Annotated in this window: 22 protein-coding genes; 8 read left to right on the forward strand and 14 right to left on the reverse strand. The window is 53.1% G+C overall.

The genetic code is table 11. From position 1 onward, the window contains the following. The first annotated feature begins 343 nt into the window (after nucleotides 1-343). Complete coding sequence (locus BM231_RS08415; protein ID WP_093518448.1) at nucleotides 344-1,408, forward strand: alpha/beta fold hydrolase; 1,065 nt, start codon at nucleotides 344-346, stop codon at nucleotides 1,406-1,408. Between the two features lie 111 nt (nucleotides 1,409-1,519). On the opposite strand, the gene BM231_RS08420 is transcribed toward BM231_RS08415, so the two are convergent. Further along, entirely contained in the window at nucleotides 1,520-1,774 is a 255-nt protein-coding gene (locus tag BM231_RS08420) for a hypothetical protein (RefSeq protein ID WP_063298407.1), read from the reverse strand. 92 nt (nucleotides 1,775-1,866) lie between these two features. Between BM231_RS08420 and BM231_RS08425 the strand changes: the two genes are divergently transcribed. Beyond that, nucleotides 1,867-2,739 (forward strand): DMT family transporter, encoded by an 873-nt coding sequence (locus BM231_RS08425; RefSeq protein ID WP_093518450.1) that lies wholly within the window; start codon nucleotides 1,867-1,869, stop codon nucleotides 2,737-2,739. Between the two features lie 162 nt (nucleotides 2,740-2,901). Here BM231_RS08425 and BM231_RS08430 read toward each other — a convergent pair whose 3' ends face one another. Then, the gene (locus BM231_RS08430; protein WP_093518452.1) at nucleotides 2,902-3,654 is read right to left on the reverse strand and encodes an inositol monophosphatase family protein; all 753 of its coding nucleotides are present in this window, start codon (nucleotides 3,652-3,654) and stop codon (nucleotides 2,902-2,904) included. 147 nt (nucleotides 3,655-3,801) lie between these two features. Here BM231_RS08430 and BM231_RS08435 point away from each other — a divergent pair, with 147 nt between their 5' ends. Continuing rightward, complete coding sequence (locus BM231_RS08435) at nucleotides 3,802-4,245, forward strand: DUF3429 domain-containing protein (protein ID WP_082826966.1); 444 nt, start codon at nucleotides 3,802-3,804, stop codon at nucleotides 4,243-4,245. A 98-nt stretch (nucleotides 4,246-4,343) separates the two neighbouring features. Here the strand turns inward: BM231_RS08435 and BM231_RS08440 are convergent, their stop codons facing one another. The 4 genes from BM231_RS08440 to BM231_RS08455 are packed head-to-tail and all read right to left on the reverse strand — an operon-like array spanning nucleotide 4,344 to nucleotide 6,545. Then, on the reverse strand, nucleotides 4,344-4,721 hold the full coding sequence (locus BM231_RS08440; RefSeq protein ID WP_093518454.1) for a protein tyrosine phosphatase family protein: 378 nt from the start codon (nucleotides 4,719-4,721) through the stop codon (nucleotides 4,344-4,346). After that, the gene (locus tag BM231_RS08445; RefSeq protein ID WP_093518456.1) at nucleotides 4,711-5,601 is read right to left on the reverse strand and encodes an MBL fold metallo-hydrolase; all 891 of its coding nucleotides are present in this window, start codon (nucleotides 5,599-5,601) and stop codon (nucleotides 4,711-4,713) included. Before BM231_RS08445 ends, BM231_RS08440 begins: the two co-directional genes overlap by 11 nt. Before the next feature lie 49 nt (nucleotides 5,602-5,650). Further along, nucleotides 5,651-6,091, reverse strand: a complete 441-nt coding sequence (locus BM231_RS08450; protein WP_093518458.1) for a DUF6691 family protein — start codon at nucleotides 6,089-6,091, stop codon at nucleotides 5,651-5,653. A 1-nt stretch (nucleotide 6,092) separates the two neighbouring features. Next, nucleotides 6,093-6,545: a YeeE/YedE family protein gene (locus BM231_RS08455; RefSeq protein ID WP_093518460.1), complete on the reverse strand. Its 453-nt coding sequence runs from the start codon at nucleotides 6,543-6,545 to the stop codon at nucleotides 6,093-6,095. A gap of 307 nt (nucleotides 6,546-6,852) precedes the next feature. Between BM231_RS08455 and BM231_RS08460 the strand changes: the two genes are divergently transcribed. Beyond that, nucleotides 6,853-8,001, forward strand: a complete 1,149-nt coding sequence (locus BM231_RS08460; protein WP_093518542.1) for an acyl-CoA dehydrogenase family protein — start codon at nucleotides 6,853-6,855, stop codon at nucleotides 7,999-8,001. A gap of 33 nt (nucleotides 8,002-8,034) precedes the next feature. Here BM231_RS08460 and BM231_RS08465 read toward each other — a convergent pair whose 3' ends face one another. Both BM231_RS08465 and BM231_RS08470 read right to left on the reverse strand, forming a co-directional pair. Next, nucleotides 8,035-8,670 carry a hypothetical protein gene (locus BM231_RS08465; RefSeq protein WP_208860196.1) on the reverse strand — a complete coding sequence of 212 codons (636 nt, stop codon included), beginning with the start codon at nucleotides 8,668-8,670 and terminating at the stop codon, nucleotides 8,035-8,037. A 154-nt stretch (nucleotides 8,671-8,824) separates the two neighbouring features. Further along, complete coding sequence (locus BM231_RS08470; RefSeq protein WP_093518462.1) at nucleotides 8,825-9,712, reverse strand: trypsin-like serine peptidase; 888 nt, start codon at nucleotides 9,710-9,712, stop codon at nucleotides 8,825-8,827. 273 nt (nucleotides 9,713-9,985) lie between these two features. On the opposite strand from BM231_RS08470, the gene BM231_RS08475 reads away from it, so the two are divergent. The 4 genes from BM231_RS08475 to BM231_RS08490 are packed head-to-tail and all read left to right on the forward strand — an operon-like array spanning nucleotide 9,986 to nucleotide 13,588. Next, nucleotides 9,986-10,405 (forward strand): hypothetical protein, encoded by a 420-nt coding sequence (locus BM231_RS08475; protein ID WP_208860197.1) that lies wholly within the window; start codon nucleotides 9,986-9,988, stop codon nucleotides 10,403-10,405. 14 nt (nucleotides 10,406-10,419) lie between these two features. Then, the gene (locus tag BM231_RS08480) at nucleotides 10,420-11,097 is read left to right on the forward strand and encodes a PspA/IM30 family protein (RefSeq protein ID WP_093518464.1); all 678 of its coding nucleotides are present in this window, start codon (nucleotides 10,420-10,422) and stop codon (nucleotides 11,095-11,097) included. Between the two features lie 37 nt (nucleotides 11,098-11,134). Next, a complete protein-coding gene (locus BM231_RS08485; protein ID WP_093518466.1) occupies nucleotides 11,135-11,836 on the forward strand; it encodes a YqiJ family protein in 702 nt (233 codons plus the stop codon). A gap of 21 nt (nucleotides 11,837-11,857) precedes the next feature. Continuing rightward, the gene (locus tag BM231_RS08490) at nucleotides 11,858-13,588 is read left to right on the forward strand and encodes a flotillin family protein (protein WP_093518468.1); all 1,731 of its coding nucleotides are present in this window, start codon (nucleotides 11,858-11,860) and stop codon (nucleotides 13,586-13,588) included. Between the two features lie 154 nt (nucleotides 13,589-13,742). On the opposite strand, the gene BM231_RS08495 is transcribed toward BM231_RS08490, so the two are convergent. The 6 genes from BM231_RS08495 to BM231_RS08520 form a co-directional block, all read right to left on the reverse strand. Beyond that, nucleotides 13,743-14,915: an acyl-CoA dehydrogenase family protein gene (locus tag BM231_RS08495; protein WP_093518470.1), complete on the reverse strand. Its 1,173-nt coding sequence runs from the start codon at nucleotides 14,913-14,915 to the stop codon at nucleotides 13,743-13,745. A 66-nt stretch (nucleotides 14,916-14,981) separates the two neighbouring features. Next, nucleotides 14,982-16,871, reverse strand: coding sequence for an acetyl/propionyl/methylcrotonyl-CoA carboxylase subunit alpha (locus BM231_RS08500; RefSeq protein WP_093518472.1), 1,890 nt, complete (start codon nucleotides 16,869-16,871; stop codon nucleotides 14,982-14,984). A gap of 47 nt (nucleotides 16,872-16,918) precedes the next feature. Next, entirely contained in the window at nucleotides 16,919-18,106 is a 1,188-nt protein-coding gene (locus tag BM231_RS08505; RefSeq protein WP_063308127.1) for an acyl-CoA dehydrogenase family protein, read from the reverse strand. Between the two features lie 53 nt (nucleotides 18,107-18,159). Then, the gene (locus tag BM231_RS08510; RefSeq protein WP_093518474.1) at nucleotides 18,160-19,770 is read right to left on the reverse strand and encodes an acyl-CoA carboxylase subunit beta; all 1,611 of its coding nucleotides are present in this window, start codon (nucleotides 19,768-19,770) and stop codon (nucleotides 18,160-18,162) included. Continuing rightward, nucleotides 19,758-20,666, reverse strand: coding sequence for an SDR family oxidoreductase (locus BM231_RS08515; RefSeq protein ID WP_093518476.1), 909 nt, complete (start codon nucleotides 20,664-20,666; stop codon nucleotides 19,758-19,760). Before BM231_RS08515 ends, BM231_RS08510 begins: the two co-directional genes overlap by 13 nt. A gap of 104 nt (nucleotides 20,667-20,770) precedes the next feature. Continuing rightward, nucleotides 20,771-22,456 (reverse strand): AMP-binding protein, encoded by a 1,686-nt coding sequence (locus BM231_RS08520; protein WP_093518478.1) that lies wholly within the window; start codon nucleotides 22,454-22,456, stop codon nucleotides 20,771-20,773. Nucleotides 22,457-22,497: the final 41 nt, after the last annotated feature.

The following is a 22,497-nucleotide window of genomic DNA, read 5'->3' on the forward strand; positions in this document are numbered from 1 at the left end:
TGTAATGAAGTGAACAAGAAATATTCACGCGAATTAGAAAACACGCTTCAACCAGAGATCGCAAGAGAAATACGAGATTTTTCGGAGGCAAGCGCAAGAAAATGTAATTTCAGGTCATTCCAAACGCGATTGACGCATGAATATGTCAGACAAAGTCTGATTTCGGAACAAAAGCTACAAAACCCATTCATGAGCCAAATTCCGCAAGAATTGCGAAGCACGTGCAAATTCAATTGAGTACAGTCCTGATACTACAAATTTGGCCGTGCACGTTCTCTTCGCTATAGACCGGATGGGTGCACATATGATTCATTGGGCTCCGCTGCAATGAAGGAGTGATTTTATGAGGGTAAGCGGCAAAAAGATGCTTCTGTTACTCGTTGTTCTGGTTGGCTTGCTGTTTGCTATCGGCGGCGCTGTTGTCTGGTGGATGATGCAACAACCCATGTTCAAGCCGGGCACCGTAGCCCAGCGCACTGACCTGACCCCCGTCGGCATCTCCGACGACTTCTGGGAAGTCGCACCAGATGTGAAGCTGAAACACTTCTCAACCGGAGAAGGCCGTAACATCCTCTTCATTCATGGCGGCCCCGGCATTCCAACAATGGCAAGCGCACCGGGTTTTGACCTGCTCGCAGACGAGTACCGCGTCAACTACTACGACCAGCGCGGTGTAGGCCGTTCCACACGCCCCTTCGACCGCTTCCCCGCAGAAGACAGCACATGGACAAAGATCCAGCTGCTGGAAAGCACCCTCGGCATCTCTCAGCAACTGGCGGATATTGAACGCATCCGTAAACTGCTGGGAGACGACAAGCTCATTCTCATGGGCCACTCCTACGGCGCGTTGCTGGCCTCCCTCTATGCCGCTGAATTCCCGGAAAATGTCGACAAGCTCGTCTTGCTGAACCCGGCAGACCTGCTCGTCTTCCCCTCTGGCAACAAAGGTTTGTTCGAGAACGTTCGTGAACTTCTGCCAGAGCGGGACCACAAAGCCTACGATAAATGGCAGCGCCGCTATCTGGACCTTGGTCAGGTCTTCAAAGAAGATGAAGCCAGCCTGCAACAGCTGGATGCAGACTTCCTGCCGTACTTCATCAAAGCCACGGGCGACACCATCAAAGGCGCCCCGCCAATCTCACAGGATCTCTTCGGCAGCTGGTACACCCGTGCTCAGTTCTTCGGCCTTGGCAGACGCCATGACTGGAGCTCACATATGGGCAACATCACCGCTGATACCTTGATCATCCATGGCGATAAAGACTTCCAGCCACTCGCAGTTTCAGAGATCTATGAGGACGCGATCCCGAACGCAAAGCTGGAACGCATAGAAGAAGCGGCCCACTTCCCGCACTTCAACAATCCAGAAGAGCTGGCCGGCAAGCTACGCCCGTTCCTGAACAAGTAACCACGATGAAACGCATGCTCCCGGCTAATCTGGGAGCGTGCTGCATTCCATTCGGCGCAGGTCGCATCGAGGCACCTCCCGAGTACCGCGATCTCCCCAAAGCAAAGCGCTCTACTCCTCCGCCTCAATCAGCTTGTGGCTGTCTTCTGCAGTCAGATCCAGCCCATAAGCCTCACGCATATTTGCGATAAAGGCCAGCGTCTCCGGACCAAAAGGCGCCTTGCCTTCAAAGCTGTGCAGCACGATGCCTTCAACCAGGTCCCCCAGCCCCATCTCATGATGAGCCGCCACGGCTTTGAGCACCTTCAGCACTCGTTTTTCAAGCCGCACTCCGGTCTGCACCCGTTCAATCTTACGTCGTGTCATGTGTGCCTCTCGCGCATCGGATGGTTTACACCACAAACGAATCTGGTAACATGGTACCAAGTTACCATTCAAAATATCTCGGTTATTCCCTCATGTCAAACAATCTCAAAGGGGTCCTCTGGGCCCTTTTGGCTACGGCGTTGTTCACGCTCACCTCCGCCTTGGCCAAAATCGCAACGACAGAATATCACGTGCTGCAGATCCTCTTCTTCCGGCAATGCTTTGTCTTTGCCTCTGCCTTGCCCATGCTCATCAAAACCTTCCCCCATGGTTTCAAAACCAGGCATCCGCTTCCTCATGCATTGCGTCTGACAGGCGCTTTCATCGCGCTCTCAACAGGCATTTGGGCGGTTGCACTCCTCCCGCTCACAACAGCAACCACACTTGCCTTTGCCAAGGTCTTCTTTGTTGCCATTCTCGCCTCTCTGTTTTTGGGTGAGACAACAACAAGAACACGCATCACCGGCATCATCCTTGGCTTCGTCGGCGTATTGATCGTCATCCGCCCCGGCTTTGACGGCTTTGCCAGCCTCTACACGCTCATCCCACTGGCAGGCGCCCTTGGAGCAGCTGTTGCTGTAGTCTGCGTCCGCAAACTCTCTCAAACTGAGAGCACCGCAACGCTGCTCGGGTATCAGGCAGTCTTCGTCGGCCTCATGGCAGGTGTACCCATGTTCTGGCTTTGGAAGACCCCAGACCTGTTCGGTCTATTGCTCCTCACCGCCATGGCCCTCATCGCCACTCTGGGCCAATGGGTCGGCATCAAAGCCCTCAGACTGGGAGAAGCCAGCGTGGTCGGCAGTGTGGAATACATCTCACTGATCTACGCCGCCCTGCTCGGCCTTGTCCTCTTCTCCGAGTTGCCAGACACCTTCACCCTCATCGGTGCAGCGGTCATCATCTTCTCTGCCCTGTACATGATGCAAAAGGAACACCGAAGAAAAGCAGCATTAAAACCAACCTAGCGCACCGGGCATTGAGGGGAATAACTTTTCGGGCAGCCAGCAAAACGGGCTGCCCGTCTACCGTGGGACCAGAAACCCCAAGCAACGCAGAAAAAACGCATTCAACGCAAACGAACGCACAAAACAACGCAAAGCAGATATCCCCGCTCCAGAGGCCCTCGCCTAAAGGTAGGGAACCAGAATATCTGAAAGCACAGAGCCCTTCGGATAGGCGTAGACGCTACCCTGCTCATAAACGTAAGGCCCAATCTCAAGACCAGCCTCAGCGCAAATAAGCTGGCCGCCCAGCACATCCCAGCTGTTCACGCAGCCATTGTAGGCACCATCCACCTGCCCCGTCGCTGCCTGGCACAACGCCCACGCCGCAGATCCACAAATACGGATCTGGTGTTGCTCTGACACCAACCGGTTGACCTTGTTGAGGAAGTCGAGGTTATTCTCCTGCTTGTAGTTAAAGCACAGGTTCACCACCAGCTCATGGTCGCAAGCCTGTCTGGGCCGCAATCTCTTGCCATCCTCAAATGCCCCTATCCCCCGCGCCGCATAAATCGTACGGCGGTGAAAAGGCGCATGGACAACAGCAACCGCTGGTCCCTGCTCATCAACAAAAGCCATGGAAATACAAAAGTCTGGCCGCCCGTAAAGGTAGTTGGTCGTCCCATCAATCGGATCAATAACCCAGCACGGAGGTTCCAGCTCACCCCCCGTTTCTTCCCCTTTAAAACCATGCTCGGGAAAGGCATCACTCAACGCCTTCTTGATGCGCCGCTCAACCTCACAATCCGCTTCACTCACGTAATCCAACAAGCCTTTGCTGCCAATCTGCAGCTTGTCACGGTCATGAAAGACCTCAAGAGCATAAGCACCAACCTCCTCTGCAATCATTCGGGCTGTGGTGAGTATCTCTTGCTGCATGGTGAGCACTTTCATGGGTTATGACCGTCTGGTGGTGCCCCTAAGGTATTGAGCAGTTCATTCAAAAGAGCAACTTCGTATCAGGACTACCTTCAGCCTTAGCCGCTAGCCTTTATCAGGAGTAGAAATGAGCTGGACTGAAACCTGATGAACCGAGAACTGCCCCTGCTCTATGCGTGCCTTGCTCTGGCCGGAACCATTCCGTTTATCGCCGGAGCTATAGGTTTATCAGTAGGTTACTCGTTTCTCCCATTGGTTGGCGCAACTGTCATCGCAGTGAGTTTGTACGCCCTTGTCATCCTCTCCTTCATGGCCGGAAGCCAGTGGGGCATGTTCTTCATCGCCCCTCATCCAAGGCGTGCATGGTTGCTGCTATGGAGCAACTTTGTCGCACTCTCCGGCTGGTGCTTGTTCCTGTTTACCGCTCCGATCATCTTCATTTTGGGACTTATCATCCTGTTCTCAGGCATGCTGTTTGTTGATTTCTATCTCCAGAACCTTGAAATCACATCGCGAAACTACCTCGGCGTACGCATCACAGCCACCATCATCACTTTGATCGCCCTCGGCGTCATCGCCCTCAACGTGTGAGACTTATCCCCCTCAGCCACTTCAAAATCTCTGAGGCAACAAAAATGCCAGCAAGGTCTCCCTCACTGGCATCATCAACCCTAACCAATTGGCAACGCTTACATATTAATCGAGCGCCACAACATGGTAGACCGGTTCCCACTCCGGCAATACGCCAAAACAGGCTTTGGTGCTTCCGCAAGAAAATCAATCAGCTCCTGACCAGCTTCAGCAAAATCTGTCCCCGGTCCAATTGGAATGTAAATGTGCTCCAGACCCTGCTCTTCAGCTGCCCCAGAAACCTCCAGATAAGTCGGCTGGTTCGGCGCTTCATCATCCGGACGGTTACAAACGATAGACCGGAAACCCTGCTCTCGTGCCTTCTCCATGTCCTCAGGATAGAGCTGCCCAGCAACCCAGTAATCCTCGGTAAGTTGACGCGCACGCAGCTGGCCACCACCACCACCTGAAATTTTCTGAAGTAGATTAGAGAACATTGACTGGCACTTTCAAATAGGTTTGACCGGTTTCGTTTTCTGCCTCAGGCAAACGGCCGGCTCTCATATTCACCTGAATGCTCGGCACAATCAGGTTAGGCACATCAAGCGTTGCATCCCGAGCTTCGCGCATTTCGACGAACTTTTCACGACTAGTACTATTACCTACGTGAATGTTCTCCGCCTTCTCAGCTGCAACGGTTGTTTCAAACAAAATCTCACGCCCATTCGCACCATAGTCGTGGCACATAAACAAACGCATTTCGTCGGGCAAACTCAAGACCTTATGGATGGATGCATACAACAAAGACGCATCACCACCCGGGAAGTCAGCACGGGCAGTACCGCTGTCTGGCATAAACAGGGTATCCCCCACAAACGCAGCATCACCAACCACATGCACCATACATGCTGGTGTATGCCCCGGCGTATGCATCGCAAAGCACTTCAGATTCCCGATCTGATAGGTATCCCCATCCTGAAACAGCTTATCGAACTGGCTGCCATCACGGGCAAACTCGGTGCCTGCATTAAACACCTTACCAAACACGCCCTGAACAACTGTCACCTGTTCACCAATGCCGATCTTGCCGCCCAACTTATCCTGAATATACGGCGCAGCAGACAGGTGATCTGCATGCACATGGGTTTCGAGCAACCATTCCAGCTTCAGATCGTTCTCGCGGATGTAAGCAATGATTTCATCGGCATGCTCAAAGCTGACGCGCCCTGCTGGATAGTCGATATCCATCACGCTGTCGATGACTGCACATGCCTTTGTTTCCGGGTCTGTGACCACATAGGTGATGGTGTTCGATACCGGATCAAAGAAATCCTTGATCTCCACTTTCTGATCCATCTGCACTGGATAGCTGCTCATAACCTTCTCGCTCCTAAATCTATGATTTATCTAAGAAACGCATGACGTATCAGGCCTCTTTCAGTGCTCTTCGCATTGAGAGGCTGGCAACCAGTCTCGCGAATAGCATCCCCGCCGTCATGCATAAAACAAACACAATCGCCTGCGGCGAAAGCAATGAAACCGAAACCAGTGCAGGACCCGGACACAAACCAATTAATCCCCATCCCGCACCAAATGTAGCCGACCCGAAAATCAACCGTTTATCGATCTGCTGAAACGTTGGAACCCGAAAGTCATCCGCCACAAACGGACGCGGCAGAAAGCGCGCCAGACGGAAGAACGGAGCCGCTACCAGAATGGCGCCGCCCATCACAAAGGCGAGACTAGGGTCCCAGTTTCCAAACACATCAAGGAAGTTTTGCACCTTCAAAGGATTGCTCATTCCCGCAACAACCAGCCCCGCCCCAAAGGTCAGGCCAGCCAAAAAACCAGCGATAATCCGTTGCATGTTATCCCCCCACCACGTGGCGAAGAACGAACACAACGGCAATACCGACCGACATAAAGGTGACCGTCGCGGCCAGCGAACGAACAGACAGACGCGACAAACCACAAACACCATGCCCACTCGTGCATCCGCTTCCGAACACCGAGCCAAATCCCACAAGAGCCCCCGCAATCGCGATCAGCGTCAAGTCTCCTGTAAACACTTGCTCAATCTCAAATCCCCCTGCCATCAGCAGCAGAGGCGCAAGAACGATCCCAACAACAAACGACAGTTGCCAGCCCTTCTCACCATGCACCCAGGCCGATTTGCCATTGGCAAGCGGACCCGTTTCAAACAAACGGCTATAAATGCCGCTAATCCCCGCAATCCGCCCATTGGCGAGCAACAGGATGACCGTAGACAAGCCGATTAAAACGCCTCCGGCTAACGAGGCATATGGGGTAAACTCAGTCATGTTTTATACTCGTTCTTTCCCCTGCAGAGGAAAGTTCGGTTGATGGAGAAACTGACCAACGCATGCGCGATACCATGGTCAAAATGTATGTTTTCTAATTTAGTTTTCACTAATATATAAATGCCAGTTTTGGAGAGTCAAGTCACAACCAACAGCAATTATGCCAATCGCCTAATACTCATCGCCAGTTGCGCAGATTGATCGCCTCCCTTAGGCTTGCCGTATACGTAAAGAAACGACCCTAAATCGCTGTTGGGAGATGAATTTGGGAGAGCGTCGTTTCTGCTTGAAATACAAAGGGATGGATATGATTGACGAAGACCTGAAAGGTGAACTTGAGCTTTTTCGCGATAATGTAAAGCGGTTCATCACCGCAGAGATTCTCCCGCACTACGACGAATGGGAGAAGGCAGATATCTTCCCGCGCGACATCTGGAACAAGATGGGCGAACAGGGCCTGCTCTCTGTAGACACCCCGGAAGCATATGGCGGGTTCGGCACCAATTTCCTCTTTTCCATGGTCATCATTGAAGAGTTCACCCGCGCCAACTGTTCTGGTCTGGGCGTTTCTCTCAGCGTGCATTCCGATATTGTTGCCCCTTATATCCTCAATCACGGCAGTGAAGAGCAGAAGCAAAAGTATCTGCCAAAGATGGTGACAGGCGAGTGCGTCGGCGCCATTGCGATGACTGAACCAGCAGCAGGTTCTGATCTTCAGGGCATCCGCACAATCGCACGCAAAGACGGCGATGATTACATCATCAACGGCAGCAAGATCTTCATCACAAACGGTCAGCATGCCGATGTTGTCATCGTTGTGGCACGCACCAATTTGGATGTCTCCGGTTCCAAAGGAACCAGCCTTTTCCTCGTTGAAGCCGACAACCCGGGCTTCAAACGCGGTCAGAACCTCGACAAGATCGGTCTGCATTCCTCAGATACATCCGAGCTCTTCTTTGAGGACCTCCGCGTCCCGGCCAGCGCTTGCCTCGGCAGAATGGATGCTGGCTTCCACATCATGATGAACGAGCTCCCTCGCGAACGACTTACCCTCGCTGTTGGCGCTGTTGCAGGTGCCGAAGGCGTACTGGCAATGACAGCTGATTACGTCAAAGAACGTCAGGCCTTCGGTCGTCCAGTTGCTACCCTTCAAAACACCCGCTTCAAAATGGCAGAAATGGCAACCGACGTCCGCACCCACCGCGCGTTCGTTGACGAATGTTGCCGCATGTTCCTGGAAGGCAAGCTCGATAACACCACCGTCAGCATGGCCAAACTCGGCACAACAGAAATGCAGGGCCGCGTTGTAGACGGCTGTCTCCAGCTCCATGGCGGCTACGGTTACATGAGAGAATACGGCGTTTCTCGCGCCTTCGTAGACGCTCGCGTCCAGCGCATCTACGGCGGTACTTCAGAAATCATGAAGGAACTGATCAGCCGCGAAGTACTCGCGTAAAACTGCGAAAGGGGAGGCCCACGTCTCCCCTTTTCACTGCACCAGTTTATTGCGCACAACGCGCAGCTCATCAAACTGCATCACACCACCTTCAGATGTCCAGAGATGCTGGCCTTCACCTCTAAGGATGGTTCCAAGCTCAGGGCTGTAGGCATACTTGGTGACAATGTCCTCACCCTCAGCACTGACGGTTTCAAGCGTCACATCCAGCACATCATAGGCGCAGCTGCCAACTTGCAGACGGTCGGGTTCACCAACGGAAAACGTGTAGGGCACGTCTCTGCGTACAAGGTCTTCGTTCTCGAACACATCAATGGATGCTGTCCAGGTCTTACCAACTTCAAGCGGAAAGAATTCAGCAAACGGGATATCAGGCACGTAAGTCCGATTGGTGTGAGCACCACGTTCATAGGAGAGGAACAAGCCCTTCTCATGAACATGGATCTGATCACGCACCACCACATATCGCTCATTCAGATGCAGTTCTGTAACCTGCCCGTCATCTTCAAGTCGAACGAACAAACGTGCGGGAATACTGTTGTTTATGAGGACCATTCCGGTTTTCATCGTGTCTGCGGTTGGACACACTTGTGCAACTGCCGCGCCACCAAAGAGTACGCTTCCCAGAAGTCCCAAAATTGTTTTGCTTATAACGCCGGATCTTGTCATCGATCTATCATGTAGATTTATTCTTCTATTTATGGACGCTTATCTAGCAGCATTCTGAAAAAAGAGGATTGATATATACGTTATGCCCATTAGTCACTTTGAACTACGTATATCAACATAAAACTTTGGTTAGTGAGCTGATATTACTGATTAATTACAAACCAAGACGCTCAGTAATCCTCATTGCGTCGGTGTTGCGCTTTGACGCATGCAGCTTCAGGTTGGTGAGAATTGCACTGATCCGGATACCGCGGTTCGCAATCCAGCGGTTTCGGTTGGATGGATGAGAAATACTGCGGTGATGCAAAGCCACTGGCAACCATTGGTCATTCAGCACCGGCGCACCAGAAGAACCCGGCAACGTATCACTTGAGTAAGTTATGAAGTGATCATGCACGCTCAGGATTTGACTGTTGCGAAGCGAAAGGCTCTTCAGCCCGCCATTGGGGTGATGAATGATTGAAACAGCCTCACCTTTCACCGCCTTACCAGATTGAGGCAGCAGCTTCAAAGATCCGAAGTCAGAGAGGGATCTGGCCTCTTTATTCCCCTCTTCGACAGAGACAAAACTGAAATCCAGATCGTCACTCGCACTGGTGAAGAAGATCTCATCCGTAATCGAGAACTCGGCAGACCGTCCAAGCGAAAAATCCTCATCCATCTCATATTGAAAGATAGCCGAGGCCCGCACTGCGGACTGGCGCGACCGGATCACATGGTTATTGGTCAGGAGCAGGTTCGGCCCAACCAGAAAGCCAGACCCTGCCCCCGCCGGAATACGTCCACCCCGATACAACTGAACCTTGCAGATAGACCGTGCAGCAGCGACCCCACGGCTGAGGTAGTTGATGGGGAAGATGTCAGAAACACCCATGATCCGCTCAAAGGCAGTGTTATCCCCCTCCGGGATCAAACTCTTGCGCACATGCAGGCGCTCCGGCTCATCCCAAACAGCATCACCAAACTCGCCAGCCCCACGTTCACCTGCCCCACGTTCACCTGCCGAGCCGCAATCACACCTATCCTCACGCGAGTTCGCCATTTTGAAATCTCACCTTATCCAACATCATCCTTCCTGAAGAAGACCAATCCAGACAGCTACTGTGAGATCTCAGAGTTCATTCACCAAAAAACCAACTAAGCGCTCGCATTTTAGTCAATGTCATTTTCTGCAAATCAAAAAAACTTTAGCTTAGCCTCTTGAACAATCAGAAATTGCAATTACATTAGAACTACATTTGTAATTCAAAGGTGCTACATGCCATCAAGATCCATTTCGTTAAGCGTGCGATTAACGCAAGAGGAATCGGAGCGCTTGGCCCGGTTGAACTTTCCGGAGGCCAAAACGCCAAGTGATAAAATCCGGGCACTCATAGCCGCACCGGAAAACAGCTTCGCATCATTGGGCGATGGCACGCACACATTTGCAGCGCGGAAACTGGTAAAGCCAGCAAGCGATATGCTCGACCAAAGCGATCGCCAGTCTGACGTGCTACGTTTGTTGACTGATCGTCTTCCGCTCCTTCTCGGGGAATTGGCTGGCAAAGCTGGCGAAACAGACCTGAAGGATGCAGAAGCTGCAGTTACAGAAGATTTTTTTGAGCTCATTGAGCTGGTGCTTCAGGCCGGATTAAGACGAAACCCGCGCCTGCAAAACCCGGAACTCTTCAAAGAGCTTGTCGATGATATGCGCAGCTCAACCGAACTTTTGCGCAACCGTTTAAACTCGAAGTAATACTGGAGGACTTAATGTCTGAATCTCTTTTATCTCGCGTAGGTCGTCTGGTTTCCGGAACTGCCAACTCCATTGTTGATGCCGTCGAAAGCACTGCACCTGACATAGTGATGAAACAGGCTATTCGTGAACTCGACGGCGCTGTTGAAGACGTCCGCGATGCTCTCGGCAAAGCAGCCGTCAAAAAGCACGTAGCAAGTCAAAGGCTCGCCGAGACCAACAAGTCTCACGAAGAACTCTCAGAGAAAACCGCCATTGCCCTGCGCGCTGGCGAGAAGGATCTGGCCCGCGCGGCAGTTGCCCGCCAGATGGATCTGGAAGCGCAAATCCCGGTCCTGGAAAAAACAATTGCCGATGCTGGTGATGAAGAACAGGAGCTCAACAACTCCATCCTCGCTCTTCAGGGCCGCAAGCGCGAAATGTCAGACCAACTGGACGCTTACGTTGCGCAGAAAAATGCGGCAACATCACAAAGCGCAACCGCAGATGGAAGCAGCGATCACAAGCTCAATACAGCCGTTGAAAATGCCAACTCTGCATTTGATCGCGCAATGAAAGCGGCTACAGGAGTACCGGGTATCACAAACTCAGGAAGTATGGCCGACGATGCAAAGCTCGCAAAGCTGGATCAGATGACCCGCGATCACCGCGTAGAAGAGCGCCTTGCTGCGCTGGAAGCTGAACTGGAATAACAGCAACCGGCAATCATAGTGTTCATTGGGGGATGAATTGGCACAACTACTTTTTTCAAGCGAGACCTATCTCTTCACGCTCGCCATCTTCGTCATGCTCGCTCTGGCGCTGCTCGAAGTTGTCGGCATGGTGTTCGGGCTATCTCTTTCCGGTCTGGTCGATGATGTATTGCCGGATCTGGATATCGATGCGGATGTCGATATGGATGCCGACATCTCAGTAGACGCGGTCGGCCTTGGCCCCGTCGACGGATTCCTGGCGTGGCTGGCCGTGGGCAAGGTCCCGTTCATCGTCTTGCTGATTATCCTGCTTACCAGCTTCGGCATCGTGGGTGTGCTGATACAGTACACCGCTAAATCTGTCTTAGGCTCATCAATCCCCTTCTGGATGGCGCTCATCCCGACAGTGATTGTCAGCTTCTGGTTCACCGCCACAACTGGTCATGCCATTGGCCGCATCATGCCCAAGGAAGAGACAGACGCACGCTCACGAAACAACTTGGTGGGTGAAGTTGCAGTCCTGACACTTGGCAATGCGACCATGGCTTTGCAGGCAGAAGCCCGCGTCACGGATACTTTTGGCACACGACATTACGTGCAGGTCATTCCAGACCAGCCAGACATCACATTAATGCAGGGAGACGAAGTCTTGCTTGTCGGCTTAAAAGGCTCCCTTTTCACAGCAATTGCGAACCCACACAAAAATTTATCACCTCGCTCAGACACGCTTGCAGATTAATCTCTCAATTTGAGGCCCAATATGTTTACAGAAAATCAAAACTCCGCCTTGGAGTCAGCAACTGGACTGACTGAGATGCTCGTCCTCGCAGCCGTTGTCCTTATTGCCCTTCTCGCAATCGGCATTGTCTTCTCCCGCCTCTACACTCGCTCTTCAAAAGAAGTCGCGTTTGTACGGACTGGTTTTGGCGGACAAAAAGTCATCATGAACGGCGGCGCAATTGTCTTACCGGTCCTTCATGACATCATTCAGGTGAATATGAACACCTTGCGCCTTGAAGTCCGCAGAGCCGATGAAGCAGCACTCATCACCCGCGATAGAATGCGTGTTGATGTGGTCGCCGAGTTCTACCTGCGTGCTCAGCCAACTATTGAATCCATTGCCAATGCCGCACAAACCCTAGGCACTCGCACCATGCAGCCAGAAGATCTGAAGCACCTCATTGAAGGTAAATTCGTCGATGCTCTGCGTGCCGTGGCTGCCGAAATGGCAATGGAAGAACTGCACGAACAGCGCGTTTCCTTCGTCCAGAAGGTACAGGCAGCGGTCTCAGAAGATCTGCTGAAAAACGGCCTTGAGCTGGAATCAGTCTCCCTGACCGGTCTTGACCAGACCCGCATGGAATACTTCAATCCAAACAACGCATTCGATGCAGAAGGTTTGACTAAGCTCACGCAAGAAATTGAAGAGCGCCGCAGAAAGCGGAATGATATTGAACAGGACACAGAGGTTTTGATCCGCCGCAAAAACCTCGAAGCCGAGCAACATAAGCTCGAAATCGCCCGTGAGGAAGAATACGCTTCACTGGAACAGCAGCGAGATCTGGAAATTCGCAAAGCCAAGCAGCAAGCATTGATTGCCACGGAACAGGCCGAACGTCGCCGTGATGCAGAGCAGGCAGATATCACATCCAAACTGCAGATCAAGCAAGCCTCCCTTGCTTCCGAACATCAAGTTAAAGAGCAGGAAATCCTCAAAGACCGCTCTCTTGAAGAAACCCGCATTGAGAAAGAGAAGGTTCTTGAGCTGACCCAACAGGACCGCTCAATTGCAGTCTCTGAAAAGTCCAAAGCGCTTTCAACCGCTGATGCTGCTGCAAACGAAGCCCGCGCAATTGCGATCAAGGCAGAAGAGCAGGTTGTCACCGCCCGAGAAATCGAAGTAGCAGAGCGACAAAAACAGGTTGATTTGGTTCTAGCAGCTCAGGACGCTGAACGTGCAGCTATCTCCGTTACTGTTGCAGCAGAAGCTGAAAAGCAAGCTGCAGAAGACCACGCAGAGGCAGTTCGTCTGAAAGCAGGCGGCGATGCGGATCAGATCCGTATTGCAGCAAACGCGGAAGCAGACGCTGTCACGACCCGTGCAGAAGCAGACAAACTCCGCCTTGCGGTAGAAGCAGAAGGTAAGCGCATCCTCAACGAGGCATCCAACCTCCTGTCACCAGAGCAGATCAAGATGCAGGTCAAACTGGCTCTTATCGAAGCACTGCCACAAGTCATCAGCGCCAGCGTGAAGCCAATGGAAAACATTGACGAGATCAAGATCCTTCAGGTCGATGGTCTGGGTGGTGCAGCACCAGCAGCCAACGGAACACCAGCAGAAGGGTCTGCCGGTCTCTCCGATCAGCTGGTCAACTCAGCCCTGAGATATCGCTCTCAGGCTCCATTGGTCGACAGTCTCCTTGGAGAACTGGGCATCTCCGGCGCAACGCCAAACGAGATGGCACAGTCAGTCTCTAAAGAAAGTGCTTAGAGCGCGTTCCGTTTGATTGGCTTCAATCAAACGACATGAATTCGCTCCAACAAAAAAGATAGAGTCTGGTGTGGAATGTAGATGAACGCACCAGACTCTAAATAATAGAAAAGCCCCGCTCATGAGCGGGGCTTTTTTAATGCGCATAGATTTCTTAGATACCCATTTGCCGGCTGGCCAGATCCTTCATGATCTCGGAGGAACCACCACCAATCGTCATCACCTTGGTCTCACGGTAAATGCGCTCAACCTTGGTTCCGCGCATGTAACCTGCACCACCAAGGATCTGAAGGCACTCATTGGCCACATATTCCAGCGTACTGGTAGCAAGGTTCTTCGCCATACAGATCTCGGTGATCGGGCTTTCGCCCAACTGCAGCCGCTGCGCCAGCTCTTCCAGCACCGCCCGAACGGCCTGCATCTTCATCGCCATATCAACAAACTTGTGCCGGATGACCTGACGATAAATCAGCGGCTTGCCAAACGTCTCGCGTTGCTTCGCCCAGTCAAGCGCCTCTTCAAACACACCAAGCATATGCCCGTAGCATGCAGAGGCAAGGAACAGGCGCTCATTGTTGAAGTTCATCATGATGCCCATGAAGCCGGCATTCTCTCCACCAATCAGGTTTTCGACTGGTACTTTCACATTGTCAAAATGCAGCGTTGCAGTGTCAGAGGCCCACCATCCCATCTTGTGCAACGGCGTCTGCGTAAAGCCTTCCATACCCTTCTCAACCAGCATCAGCGAAATACCGCCCATGCCTGTATCACCCGTCCGTACAGCAACCGTATAGTAGTCCGCACGCATACCAGAGGTGATGAAGGTCTTCTCACCATTAAGGACGTAGTGACCGTTCTCACGGCGGGCAACCGTCTTCAGGTTCTGCACATCCGACCCACCACCTGGCTCAGTGATCGCAAGCGCCGAAATTTTCTCGCCTGCCAAAACTGCCGGGATCACCCGCGCCTTCAACTCATCAGACCCAAGGTGCGCAATCGGAGGCGTGCCAATGGTGTGACTCATCAAACCCGCATTGATGCCTCCACTTCCCGCGCGACCAAGCTCAACAGCGGAAAGATAAGACAACGGATAATCGATACCCGTCCCGCCATATTCCTCCGGGAACATGATGCCGAGCAATCCAACATCCGCCGCCTTTTTGTAAAGCTCACGCGGAAACTCGTTGGCTTCATCCCACAGGGAGACGTAAGGAGAGATCTCCTTGGCAATGAAACGAGAAAGCACATCACGAAAAGCCTCATGCTCTTCGTTGAACATGGTGGACTTGCGCTTCAATCCGAAGTCAGGAAGACTCAAACTCATCATATTCTCCTCCGCAAAACCTGCGGGTCATTCACAAAATCACTGGCACAAAATCACTCGTACAAAACCTCAGGCGGTCTCTTCTTCCAGACGAACCAGCACGTCACGACTGTTCACCTGCGCGCCTTCCTGCGTCCCAAGCTCAGCAACAACGCCATCACGCGGCGCCGTCAGCTCGTGCTGCATCTTCATCGCTTCGAGGACCAGCAGCACATCTCCTTTGGAGACCTGCGCACCCTGCTCTGTCTTCAAAGCGACAACCGCACCCGGCATCGGCGCAATGATCGAGCTGGACGCAGCCGAACTGTCTTCCTTCTTTGAACTGAAACTCTGTTCTTCGAAGAACTGTGTCTGCCCTTCCAGCGAGATCCAAAGCCCACCCTCAGACGCTTCACTCACAAAGGCAGTGCGACGAACGCCATCCACCTCAAAAACAATGCCGCCGCGATCTTCACCTGCATGAACCCGCAGGTCTGCACACACCGAGACTTCCTCACCATCCAGCTTGATCTTCACTGGCAGAGGTGTCGCCGTCGTCCAGCGGTTCTGACCTTTGCTTCGCGCAAACAGGCAAACGGCAAGATCCCGCATGAGCTCTCGCGTTGCGTCAGCTGCAACAGAGCCAAGTTCACGGTCATTGAGGAACGCTGTCGTAGCCTTGCCCGCCGCAAACACCTCGTCCTGCAAAACGCTTTTCAGGAAGGAACCATTGTGAACCAGCCCCTGCAGCACCAGCTCATCCAGCCCGCGCAACAGCTTGCGCCGCGCCTCATCCCGGTCACTGCCATGTGCAATCAGCTTGGCAATCATCGGATCATAGTAGGATGAGATCTCGCTCCCCTGCTCAATGGCACTATCAACCCGAATGGAAAGCTCATTGCCATTCCAGGCCAGTACAGTCCCCGTTTGTGGCAGAAAGCCAGCATCCGTATCCTCTGCATAAAGCCGCAGCTCCATGGCATGACCACTGAAGGAAATATCCTCTTGGCTCAACGGCAAAGGTTTACCAGCAGCAACATCCAGCTGCCACGCAACCAGATCCTGACCGGTAATCTCTTCAGTGACCGGATGCTCCACCTGCAAGCGGGTGTTCATCTCCATGAAATAGAAACTGCCATCTTCGGCCAGCAAGAACTCAACTGTACCTGCACCGCGATAACCAATCGCCCGCGCCGCATCAACAGCAGCCTGCCCCATCGCCGCGCGGATTTCCGGCGTCACAGATGGTCCCGGCGCTTCCTCAATCACCTTCTGGTGGCGACGCTGCACAGAGCAATCCCGCTCCCCCAGATGCACCACACTGCCATGATTATCAGCAAACACCTGAATCTCGACATGACGCGGATTGATCACCGCCTTTTCAAGAATGAGCTCGCCATTCCCAAAAGCGTTCTCAGCTTCAGAAGCTGCAGCCGCCAGCTTGTCTTCAAGCCCACTCAGGTCTTCAACCAGACGCAAACCACGCCCACCACCGCCAGCAGATGCCTTGATCATCAGCGGCACACCAATACGCGCCGCCTCCGCAGCCAATGTCTCCGTTGATTGATCCGCACCGGAATATCCCGGCACACACGGCACACCCGCCTCAATCATCCGCAGTTTGGAAAGCCGCTTGGAGCCCATCAGCTCAATCGCTTCCGCAGGCGGGCCAATGAACACCAGTCCCGCATCTGCACACGCCTGCGCAAACTCTGCGTTTTCTGCCAAAAACCCGTAACCCGGATGCACGGCCTGCGCCCCGGTTTTGCGGGCCGCAATCAAAATAGCTTCAATATTCAGGTAGGAGTCTGCTGGTGTCGCCCCGCCAATACACGCTGCAATATCAGCATCTTCAACATGAGGAGCCGTTGCATCAGCCTCGGAATAAACAGCAATACTCCGATAGCCCTTTTGCCGCGCAGTGCGGAACACTCGGCGAGCAATCTCCCCCCGATTGGCGACCAGGACACTATCAAACATCGAAAATTCCCTTCACAGTGCCAAAACTTCTCGCATCAGAAAACAGCTTATTCAGCTGCTTCCTTCTGCATTGCACGGTTCTTCTTTGGGTTTGGCAACGTATTATCCAGCTTACAAATGATGGAGAGCATCACTTCATCAGCACCGCCACCAATGGACGTCAGGCGGCTATCCCGCAGGAACTGGCTCACAGGGCTGTCCCACATGTAACCCATGCCACCCCAGAACTGCAGACAGGAGTCCGCAAGCTCACGAGACAGACGACCAGCCTTCAGCTTCGCCATGGAGGCAAGACGTGTCACATTCTCACCGCGCACCATGGCTTCAACACACTTTTCAGAAAGCGCGCGCAGCAGCTCTACTTCAGTGCGCAGTTCTGACAAGCGGAAGTGAACCACCTGGAAGTCCAGAACACTCTGATTGAACGCAGCACGCTCACGGCAGTAATCTTCCGTCAGCTGAATAATGCGGTCCATGCCATCAACAAGCGATAAAGCACACCACAGGCGCTCCTCTTGGAACTGCAGCATCTGGTACATAAAGCCAGCGCCCTCGGTCCCAATCAGATTGCGCTGAGGAACACGCACGTCATCAAAGAAGATCTGCGCCGTATCAGAAGAGCGCTGACCAAGCTTGTTCAGACGATCCGACTTGGTGATACCAGCACTATCCATCGGCACGACGATCAGCGATTTGTTCTGGTGCTTATGTCCGTCACTGGTGTTCACCAGCATGCACATGTAATCCGCTTGAGTGGAATTGGTGATCCACATCTTGGAGCCGTTGATGATGTAGTCATCACCATCCTTCACCGCATTACTCTTGATGTTCGCCACATCAGACCCGGCATGAGCTTCAGAAACGCCAACGCAGGCCACCATGTCACCAGCAATCGCAGGAGCGAGATAATCCCGGCGCAGCTCATCAGATCCAAAACGTGAAAGAGCCGGGGTCGCCATGTCGGTTTGCACGCCAATTGCCATGGGCACACCACCACAGGCACACGCGCCCAGCGCTTCAATGGTCATGGCCTGATAGGAGTAATCAAGGCCCATCCCGCCATACTCTTCTGGCTTGTTGACACCAAGAAAACCGAGATCACCCATTTTCTTGAAAAGTTCATGAGCCGGGAAGATACCTGCCTCTTCCCATTCCTGCACATGCGGGTTGATTTCGGCCTCGACGAACTTGACCACCGCACTTTTCATTTTCCGATGTTCTTCAGTATATTCCATCGTGAAACCCTCATGTTGAACTGTACTCAAAGAGCCGAATGGCGCTGCTCTGCCTAGCCGCGCGCGACCCCGAATGCTGTTGGATTAAGCTGACGTTTTCTGGCATCTGCACAAACAGATAGGGCCATAGAAACAACGCGGCGCGTGTCTCTTGGGTCAATGATCCCATCATCCCAAAGCCGTGCTGTCGCAAACAGCGCCGTGGTCTCCGGTGACATCTGATCAACGATCTTTTGAGCCATCTGGTCTGTCATGCCATCCGGGATCTGTTGTCCCATCTTCGCAAACTTCTCTTCAGTGATGATCTTCATCACCGTCGCTGCCTGCTCCGGCCCCATCACGCCAACCTTGGCGGAGGGCCATGAAAAGATGAAATCAGGATCAAACCCACGGCCACACATGCCGTAGTTACCAGCACCCCAGGCACCACCAACCACAATGGTCACTTTAGGAACCGTGGCATTGGCAACCGCCTGGATCATCTTGGACCCATGCTTGACGATCCCGCCTGTCTCCGCATCCCGGCCAACCAAATAGCCAGTGGTGTTCATCAGGAAGAGAAGCGGCGTATTGCTCTGGCAACACAGCTGAATAAACTGAGCGGCCTTCACCGCACCCTGCGGATCAATCGGGCCATTATTGCCTAAGATACCAACCGTCTGCCCATCAATGCGAGCATGACCACAAACCGTGGCTCCACCAAATTCCTTCTTGAAATCAAGGAAGTCAGAACCGTCCGTGATACGCGCAATAATCTCGCGCACATCATACGGTTTCTTGGCATCCTCAGGCACGATGCCCAACAGATCCGTGGCATCATAAAACGGCTGTTTGCCACCTTCCGCTTCTACCGGTGCATCCCAAGGCAGATGACCAACAATCTCACGGGCAGTCTCGACGCCGTGAGCATCATCCTCAGCCATGTATTCTGCTGTGCCAGCTGTGTTGTAATGCAGCTCTGCACCACCCAGCTCTTCATCTGTCGCAATCTCACCCGTCGCTGCTTTCAGCAGCGGAGGACCGGCCAGAAAGATCTTTGATTTGCCGCGCACCACAACAGTGTAGTCCGACAACCCCGGCATATAGGCGCCACCAGCGGTCGATGAACCATGCACCACCGTTACCTGCGGAATGCCTGCCGCAGACATACGCGCCTGATTGGCAAACGCCCGTCCGCCTTCAACAAACAGCTCAGATTGGTACATGAGGTTAGCGCCAGCACTTTCCGTCAGCGCAACAATCGGCAGTTTCTGCTTTTTGGCGATCTCCTGCAGACGAAGCGTCTTCTTCAGTCCCATCGGAGAGATAGAGCCGCCTTTGATCGCAGAGTCCGTCGCCACCACAAGACAGCGCTTTCCGGCAACATAACCGATACCAGCGATAGAGCCGCCACCAGCGACATTCTTCTTGCCATCATCATCATGCATTTTCAGGCCAGCCAGCGTGGAGATCTCCATGAACGCAGACCCACGATCCAGCAGCAAGCTCACACGGTCACGCGGCAACAACTGACCACGTTTCTCAAACTTCCCGCGCTTGCTCTCGGAGTTCTCCCGAACCTTTGCCTCATATCCACGGAACTCTTCAATGAGAGCTTCCATGAAAGCTTTGTTCTGAGCAAACGCAGCGCTGCCGCTATCAATACCTGAGGTTAACTTGGGCATCTGTCTTTCTCCCAAGCTTGAAGGGCCCTAGGCTTCTCATAGCGGTGAAACCCTTGGTATTCCTTCATATTTGCATTATCGCCAACCGGCATCAGGTTGGTCCAGAGCGGCGCTCCGCCATCCACGCCAATGCATTGGCCAGTCATAAATGCTGCCCCCGGAGACAGCAGGAAGTTCACCAGCGAGGCAACCTCAGCTTCAGTGCCCAGACGGCGAGCAAGGTTGTTGTCTGCCATCCGTGCAAACATGGTTTTGATAAAGTTTTCGTCGTAGGTGTCAAAGCCAGAAGATGCGATCCAACCCGGCGCAACCGCATTCACCCGCACACCAGCCTCGGCCCATTCAACCGCCAGCGTCATGGTCAGGTTCTGCATCCCGGCCCGAGCGACACCAGAGTGCGCCATACCCGGCATACCGCGCCACATATCCGCAACGATATTGACAATGGAGCCGCCTTTGCTCTTGCGCATTCCCTGATTGTAAACTTCGCGCGCCATCAAAAAGCCGCCTGTGACGTTGGTCTCGACAACCGCGTCAAAGCCCTTCTTCTTGATTGAGGCCGCAGGGCTTGGATACTGCCCACCCGCATTGTTCACGAGGCCATGGATCACACCACGCTCCGCTACAATCTTGGCAACAGTTTCGCCAACAGCCTCTTCATTGCGAATGTCCAGCGAGTGAGTTGAAACCTCGCCGCCATCCTCACGGATTTCATTAGCCACCGCATCAAGCTTTGCCTGCTTGCGGCCAAGGAGAACGGTATGGGCACCCAACGCTGCAAGTTCATGGGCAATACAACGACCAATGCCACTGCCTCCCCCAGTCACAATCATTGTTTGCCCATCAAACAACCCCTCTCGCAGGACTGATGCGTAACGGGACGGTTCATTGCTCATTCCAAATTCTCCCTGCCACTGACGCGGCTTATTCAAACAAGAGGCGATCGCCTCAAAAATCCCGGTATGGGGTGACCACGTCACCCCATACCGTTGTCATCCTTTCAGGCAGGCGCACTAGCCGCGGCACCGCATTCATCTTCCCAAACCACCGGACGATCAGGCATCCCCTGCACCACCTCTTGATAGCGATCTTCAAGACGCGTTCTCTTGATTTTCATGGTCGGGGTGAGATAGCCATTCTCGATGGTCCACATGTCGTTTGCCACAATGATGGAGCTCAGCTTCAAATGGCTTTCAACGGCGCTGTTGATGCTGTGATAGGTCTCTTCAAGGCTCGTACGCACCTCTTCGCGTGACAGACCATCAGTCATCTCGCTGGAGAGGAACACCACCGCCGCAGGCTGCGCTAAATCAGACCCCATTACACAGGCTTGCTCAACATACGTATTGTCAAACAGCATGGCCTCAATCGGCACTGGCGCAATGTACTTGCCTTTGGAGGATTTGAAGATTTCCTTCACCCGGCCTGTAATACGCAAGAACCCATCAGCATCCTGCTCAACCTTATCGCCAGTGTGGAACCAGCCATCCTCAATGGTCTCTGCAGTCAGCTCAGGATCTTTGTAGTACCCCTTGGTCACAGCATCCCCGCGAATGAGAAGCTCACCTTCATTGGTGATCTTGATCTCAAGCCCCGCAAGCGGAGTGCCGATTGTGCCAACCTTATCCGCGCGGAAGGGGAAGTGAGAGGACGCAAGACCAGCGGTCTCGGTCATGCCCCACCCTTCAGTGATGTTGATACCCAGCTTCTGGTACCATTCCAGAACCGCCTTGGAGATCGGCGCAGATCCACTGCCAATTAGCTTTGCATTGGTCAGGCCAAGCTGTCCGCGAATTTTCCGTTTCACGTACCAGCTCAGGATTGGAATGCTCAAAAGCCTGTCCAGCTTCTTCTGTGGGACCTTGGCAAGGATACTGGACTGAAACTTCATCCAGAGACGCGGCACAGAAATGAACATGGTCACTTCAGCAGCACGCAAATCTTCTGCAAAGGTATCCAGCGACTCCACAAAGCTCACCACCACACCAGCATAAAGGCTCACATGCTCAATGAGAGCACGCTCCGTAATATGCGCCAGCGGAAGATAGGAGATCAGGCGTTCTTCACGCCCCAGTTCAAGAGACTGGGTTGGAGACCATGCGCCATAAGCAATATTGCGCCAGGTGACTTCCACGCCCTTCGGGTTTCCGGTGGAGCCAGAGGTGTAAACAATGGAGAACAGCTCATCCAGCTCAGGCTTGGCCAGCTTGTCTTCTGGCAACGGATCATTCGTTTTGACCAGCTCCGTCCAGCTGTGCTCACAATCTATCGTGTTATAGGGAAGCGCGATTTTGACCACGCTCTCAGGAATACCCTGCTGGCTTGGCGCAAAGTCATCCAGCTTGCCCATAAACAGCGCTTTGATATCTGCGTGATTGATGATGTAGCTGATCGTGTCCGCAGAAGCGGTGTAATAAATTGGTGTTGAGATATAACCAGCGGCCTGAGTTGCAAAGTCAGCCAGAAACCATTCTGCGCAGTTTTTGGAGAGAATTCCAATCCGGTCCCCCGGCTGGAAACCCATTGACTGGAGCGCAGCAGCCACACGCCGGACGGTGTCGTAACATTCCTTCCAGGTGAATTCTATGAACTGCCGGTTCACGGGTTGTCGCAGATAAACCGAATTTGGTTTCTCTGTGGCCCATTTTTGCAGCATTTCAATTGGCAGTGCGTACTGTGTACCCATGTTCCCTCCTCTGATGTGTTGGTTCAGCCTCCCCGCTGGTT

Origin of the sequence: Pseudovibrio ascidiaceicola, assembly GCF_900114245.1 — a bacterium.
Classification (GTDB): Bacteria; Pseudomonadota; Alphaproteobacteria; order Rhizobiales; family Stappiaceae; genus Pseudovibrio; species Pseudovibrio ascidiaceicola.

Bases quoted from the DNA above. Each gene is read 5' to 3' on its own strand.
- BM231_RS08465 (WP_208860196.1), bottom strand. From the start codon at position 8,670: ATGACAAGATCCGGCGTTATAAGCAAAACAATTTTGGGACTTCTGGGA.
- BM231_RS08440 (WP_093518454.1), bottom strand. From the start codon at position 4,721: ATGTTCTCTAATCTACTTCAGAAAATTTCAGGTGGTGGTGGTGGCCAG.
- BM231_RS08505 (WP_063308127.1), bottom strand. From the start codon at position 18,106: ATGGAATATACTGAAGAACATCGGAAAATGAAAAGTGCGGTGGTCAAG.
- BM231_RS08435 (WP_082826966.1), top strand. From the start codon at position 3,802: ATGAACCGAGAACTGCCCCTGCTCTATGCGTGCCTTGCTCTGGCCGGA.
- BM231_RS08445 (WP_093518456.1), bottom strand. From the start codon at position 5,601: ATGAGCAGCTATCCAGTGCAGATGGATCAGAAAGTGGAGATCAAGGAT.
- BM231_RS08500 (WP_093518472.1), bottom strand. From the start codon at position 16,871: ATGTTTGATAGTGTCCTGGTCGCCAATCGGGGGGAGATTGCTCGCCGA.
- BM231_RS08460 (WP_093518542.1), top strand. From the start codon at position 6,853: ATGATTGACGAAGACCTGAAAGGTGAACTTGAGCTTTTTCGCGATAAT.
- BM231_RS08490 (WP_093518468.1), top strand. From the start codon at position 11,858: ATGTTTACAGAAAATCAAAACTCCGCCTTGGAGTCAGCAACTGGACTG.
- BM231_RS08515 (WP_093518476.1), bottom strand. From the start codon at position 20,666: ATGAGCAATGAACCGTCCCGTTACGCATCAGTCCTGCGAGAGGGGTTG.
- BM231_RS08510 (WP_093518474.1), bottom strand. From the start codon at position 19,770: ATGCCCAAGTTAACCTCAGGTATTGATAGCGGCAGCGCTGCGTTTGCT.
- BM231_RS08450 (WP_093518458.1), bottom strand. From the start codon at position 6,091: ATGCAACGGATTATCGCTGGTTTTTTGGCTGGCCTGACCTTTGGGGCG.
- BM231_RS08425 (WP_093518450.1), top strand. From the start codon at position 1,867: ATGTCAAACAATCTCAAAGGGGTCCTCTGGGCCCTTTTGGCTACGGCG.
- BM231_RS08420 (WP_063298407.1), bottom strand. From the start codon at position 1,774: ATGACACGACGTAAGATTGAACGGGTGCAGACCGGAGTGCGGCTTGAA.
- BM231_RS08415 (WP_093518448.1), top strand. From the start codon at position 344: ATGAGGGTAAGCGGCAAAAAGATGCTTCTGTTACTCGTTGTTCTGGTT.
- BM231_RS08520 (WP_093518478.1), bottom strand. From the start codon at position 22,456: ATGGGTACACAGTACGCACTGCCAATTGAAATGCTGCAAAAATGGGCC.
- BM231_RS08480 (WP_093518464.1), top strand. From the start codon at position 10,420: ATGTCTGAATCTCTTTTATCTCGCGTAGGTCGTCTGGTTTCCGGAACT.
- BM231_RS08430 (WP_093518452.1), bottom strand. From the start codon at position 3,654: ATGCAGCAAGAGATACTCACCACAGCCCGAATGATTGCAGAGGAGGTT.
- BM231_RS08455 (WP_093518460.1), bottom strand. From the start codon at position 6,545: ATGACTGAGTTTACCCCATATGCCTCGTTAGCCGGAGGCGTTTTAATC.
- BM231_RS08470 (WP_093518462.1), bottom strand. From the start codon at position 9,712: ATGGCGAACTCGCGTGAGGATAGGTGTGATTGCGGCTCGGCAGGTGAA.
- BM231_RS08495 (WP_093518470.1), bottom strand. From the start codon at position 14,915: ATGATGAGTTTGAGTCTTCCTGACTTCGGATTGAAGCGCAAGTCCACC.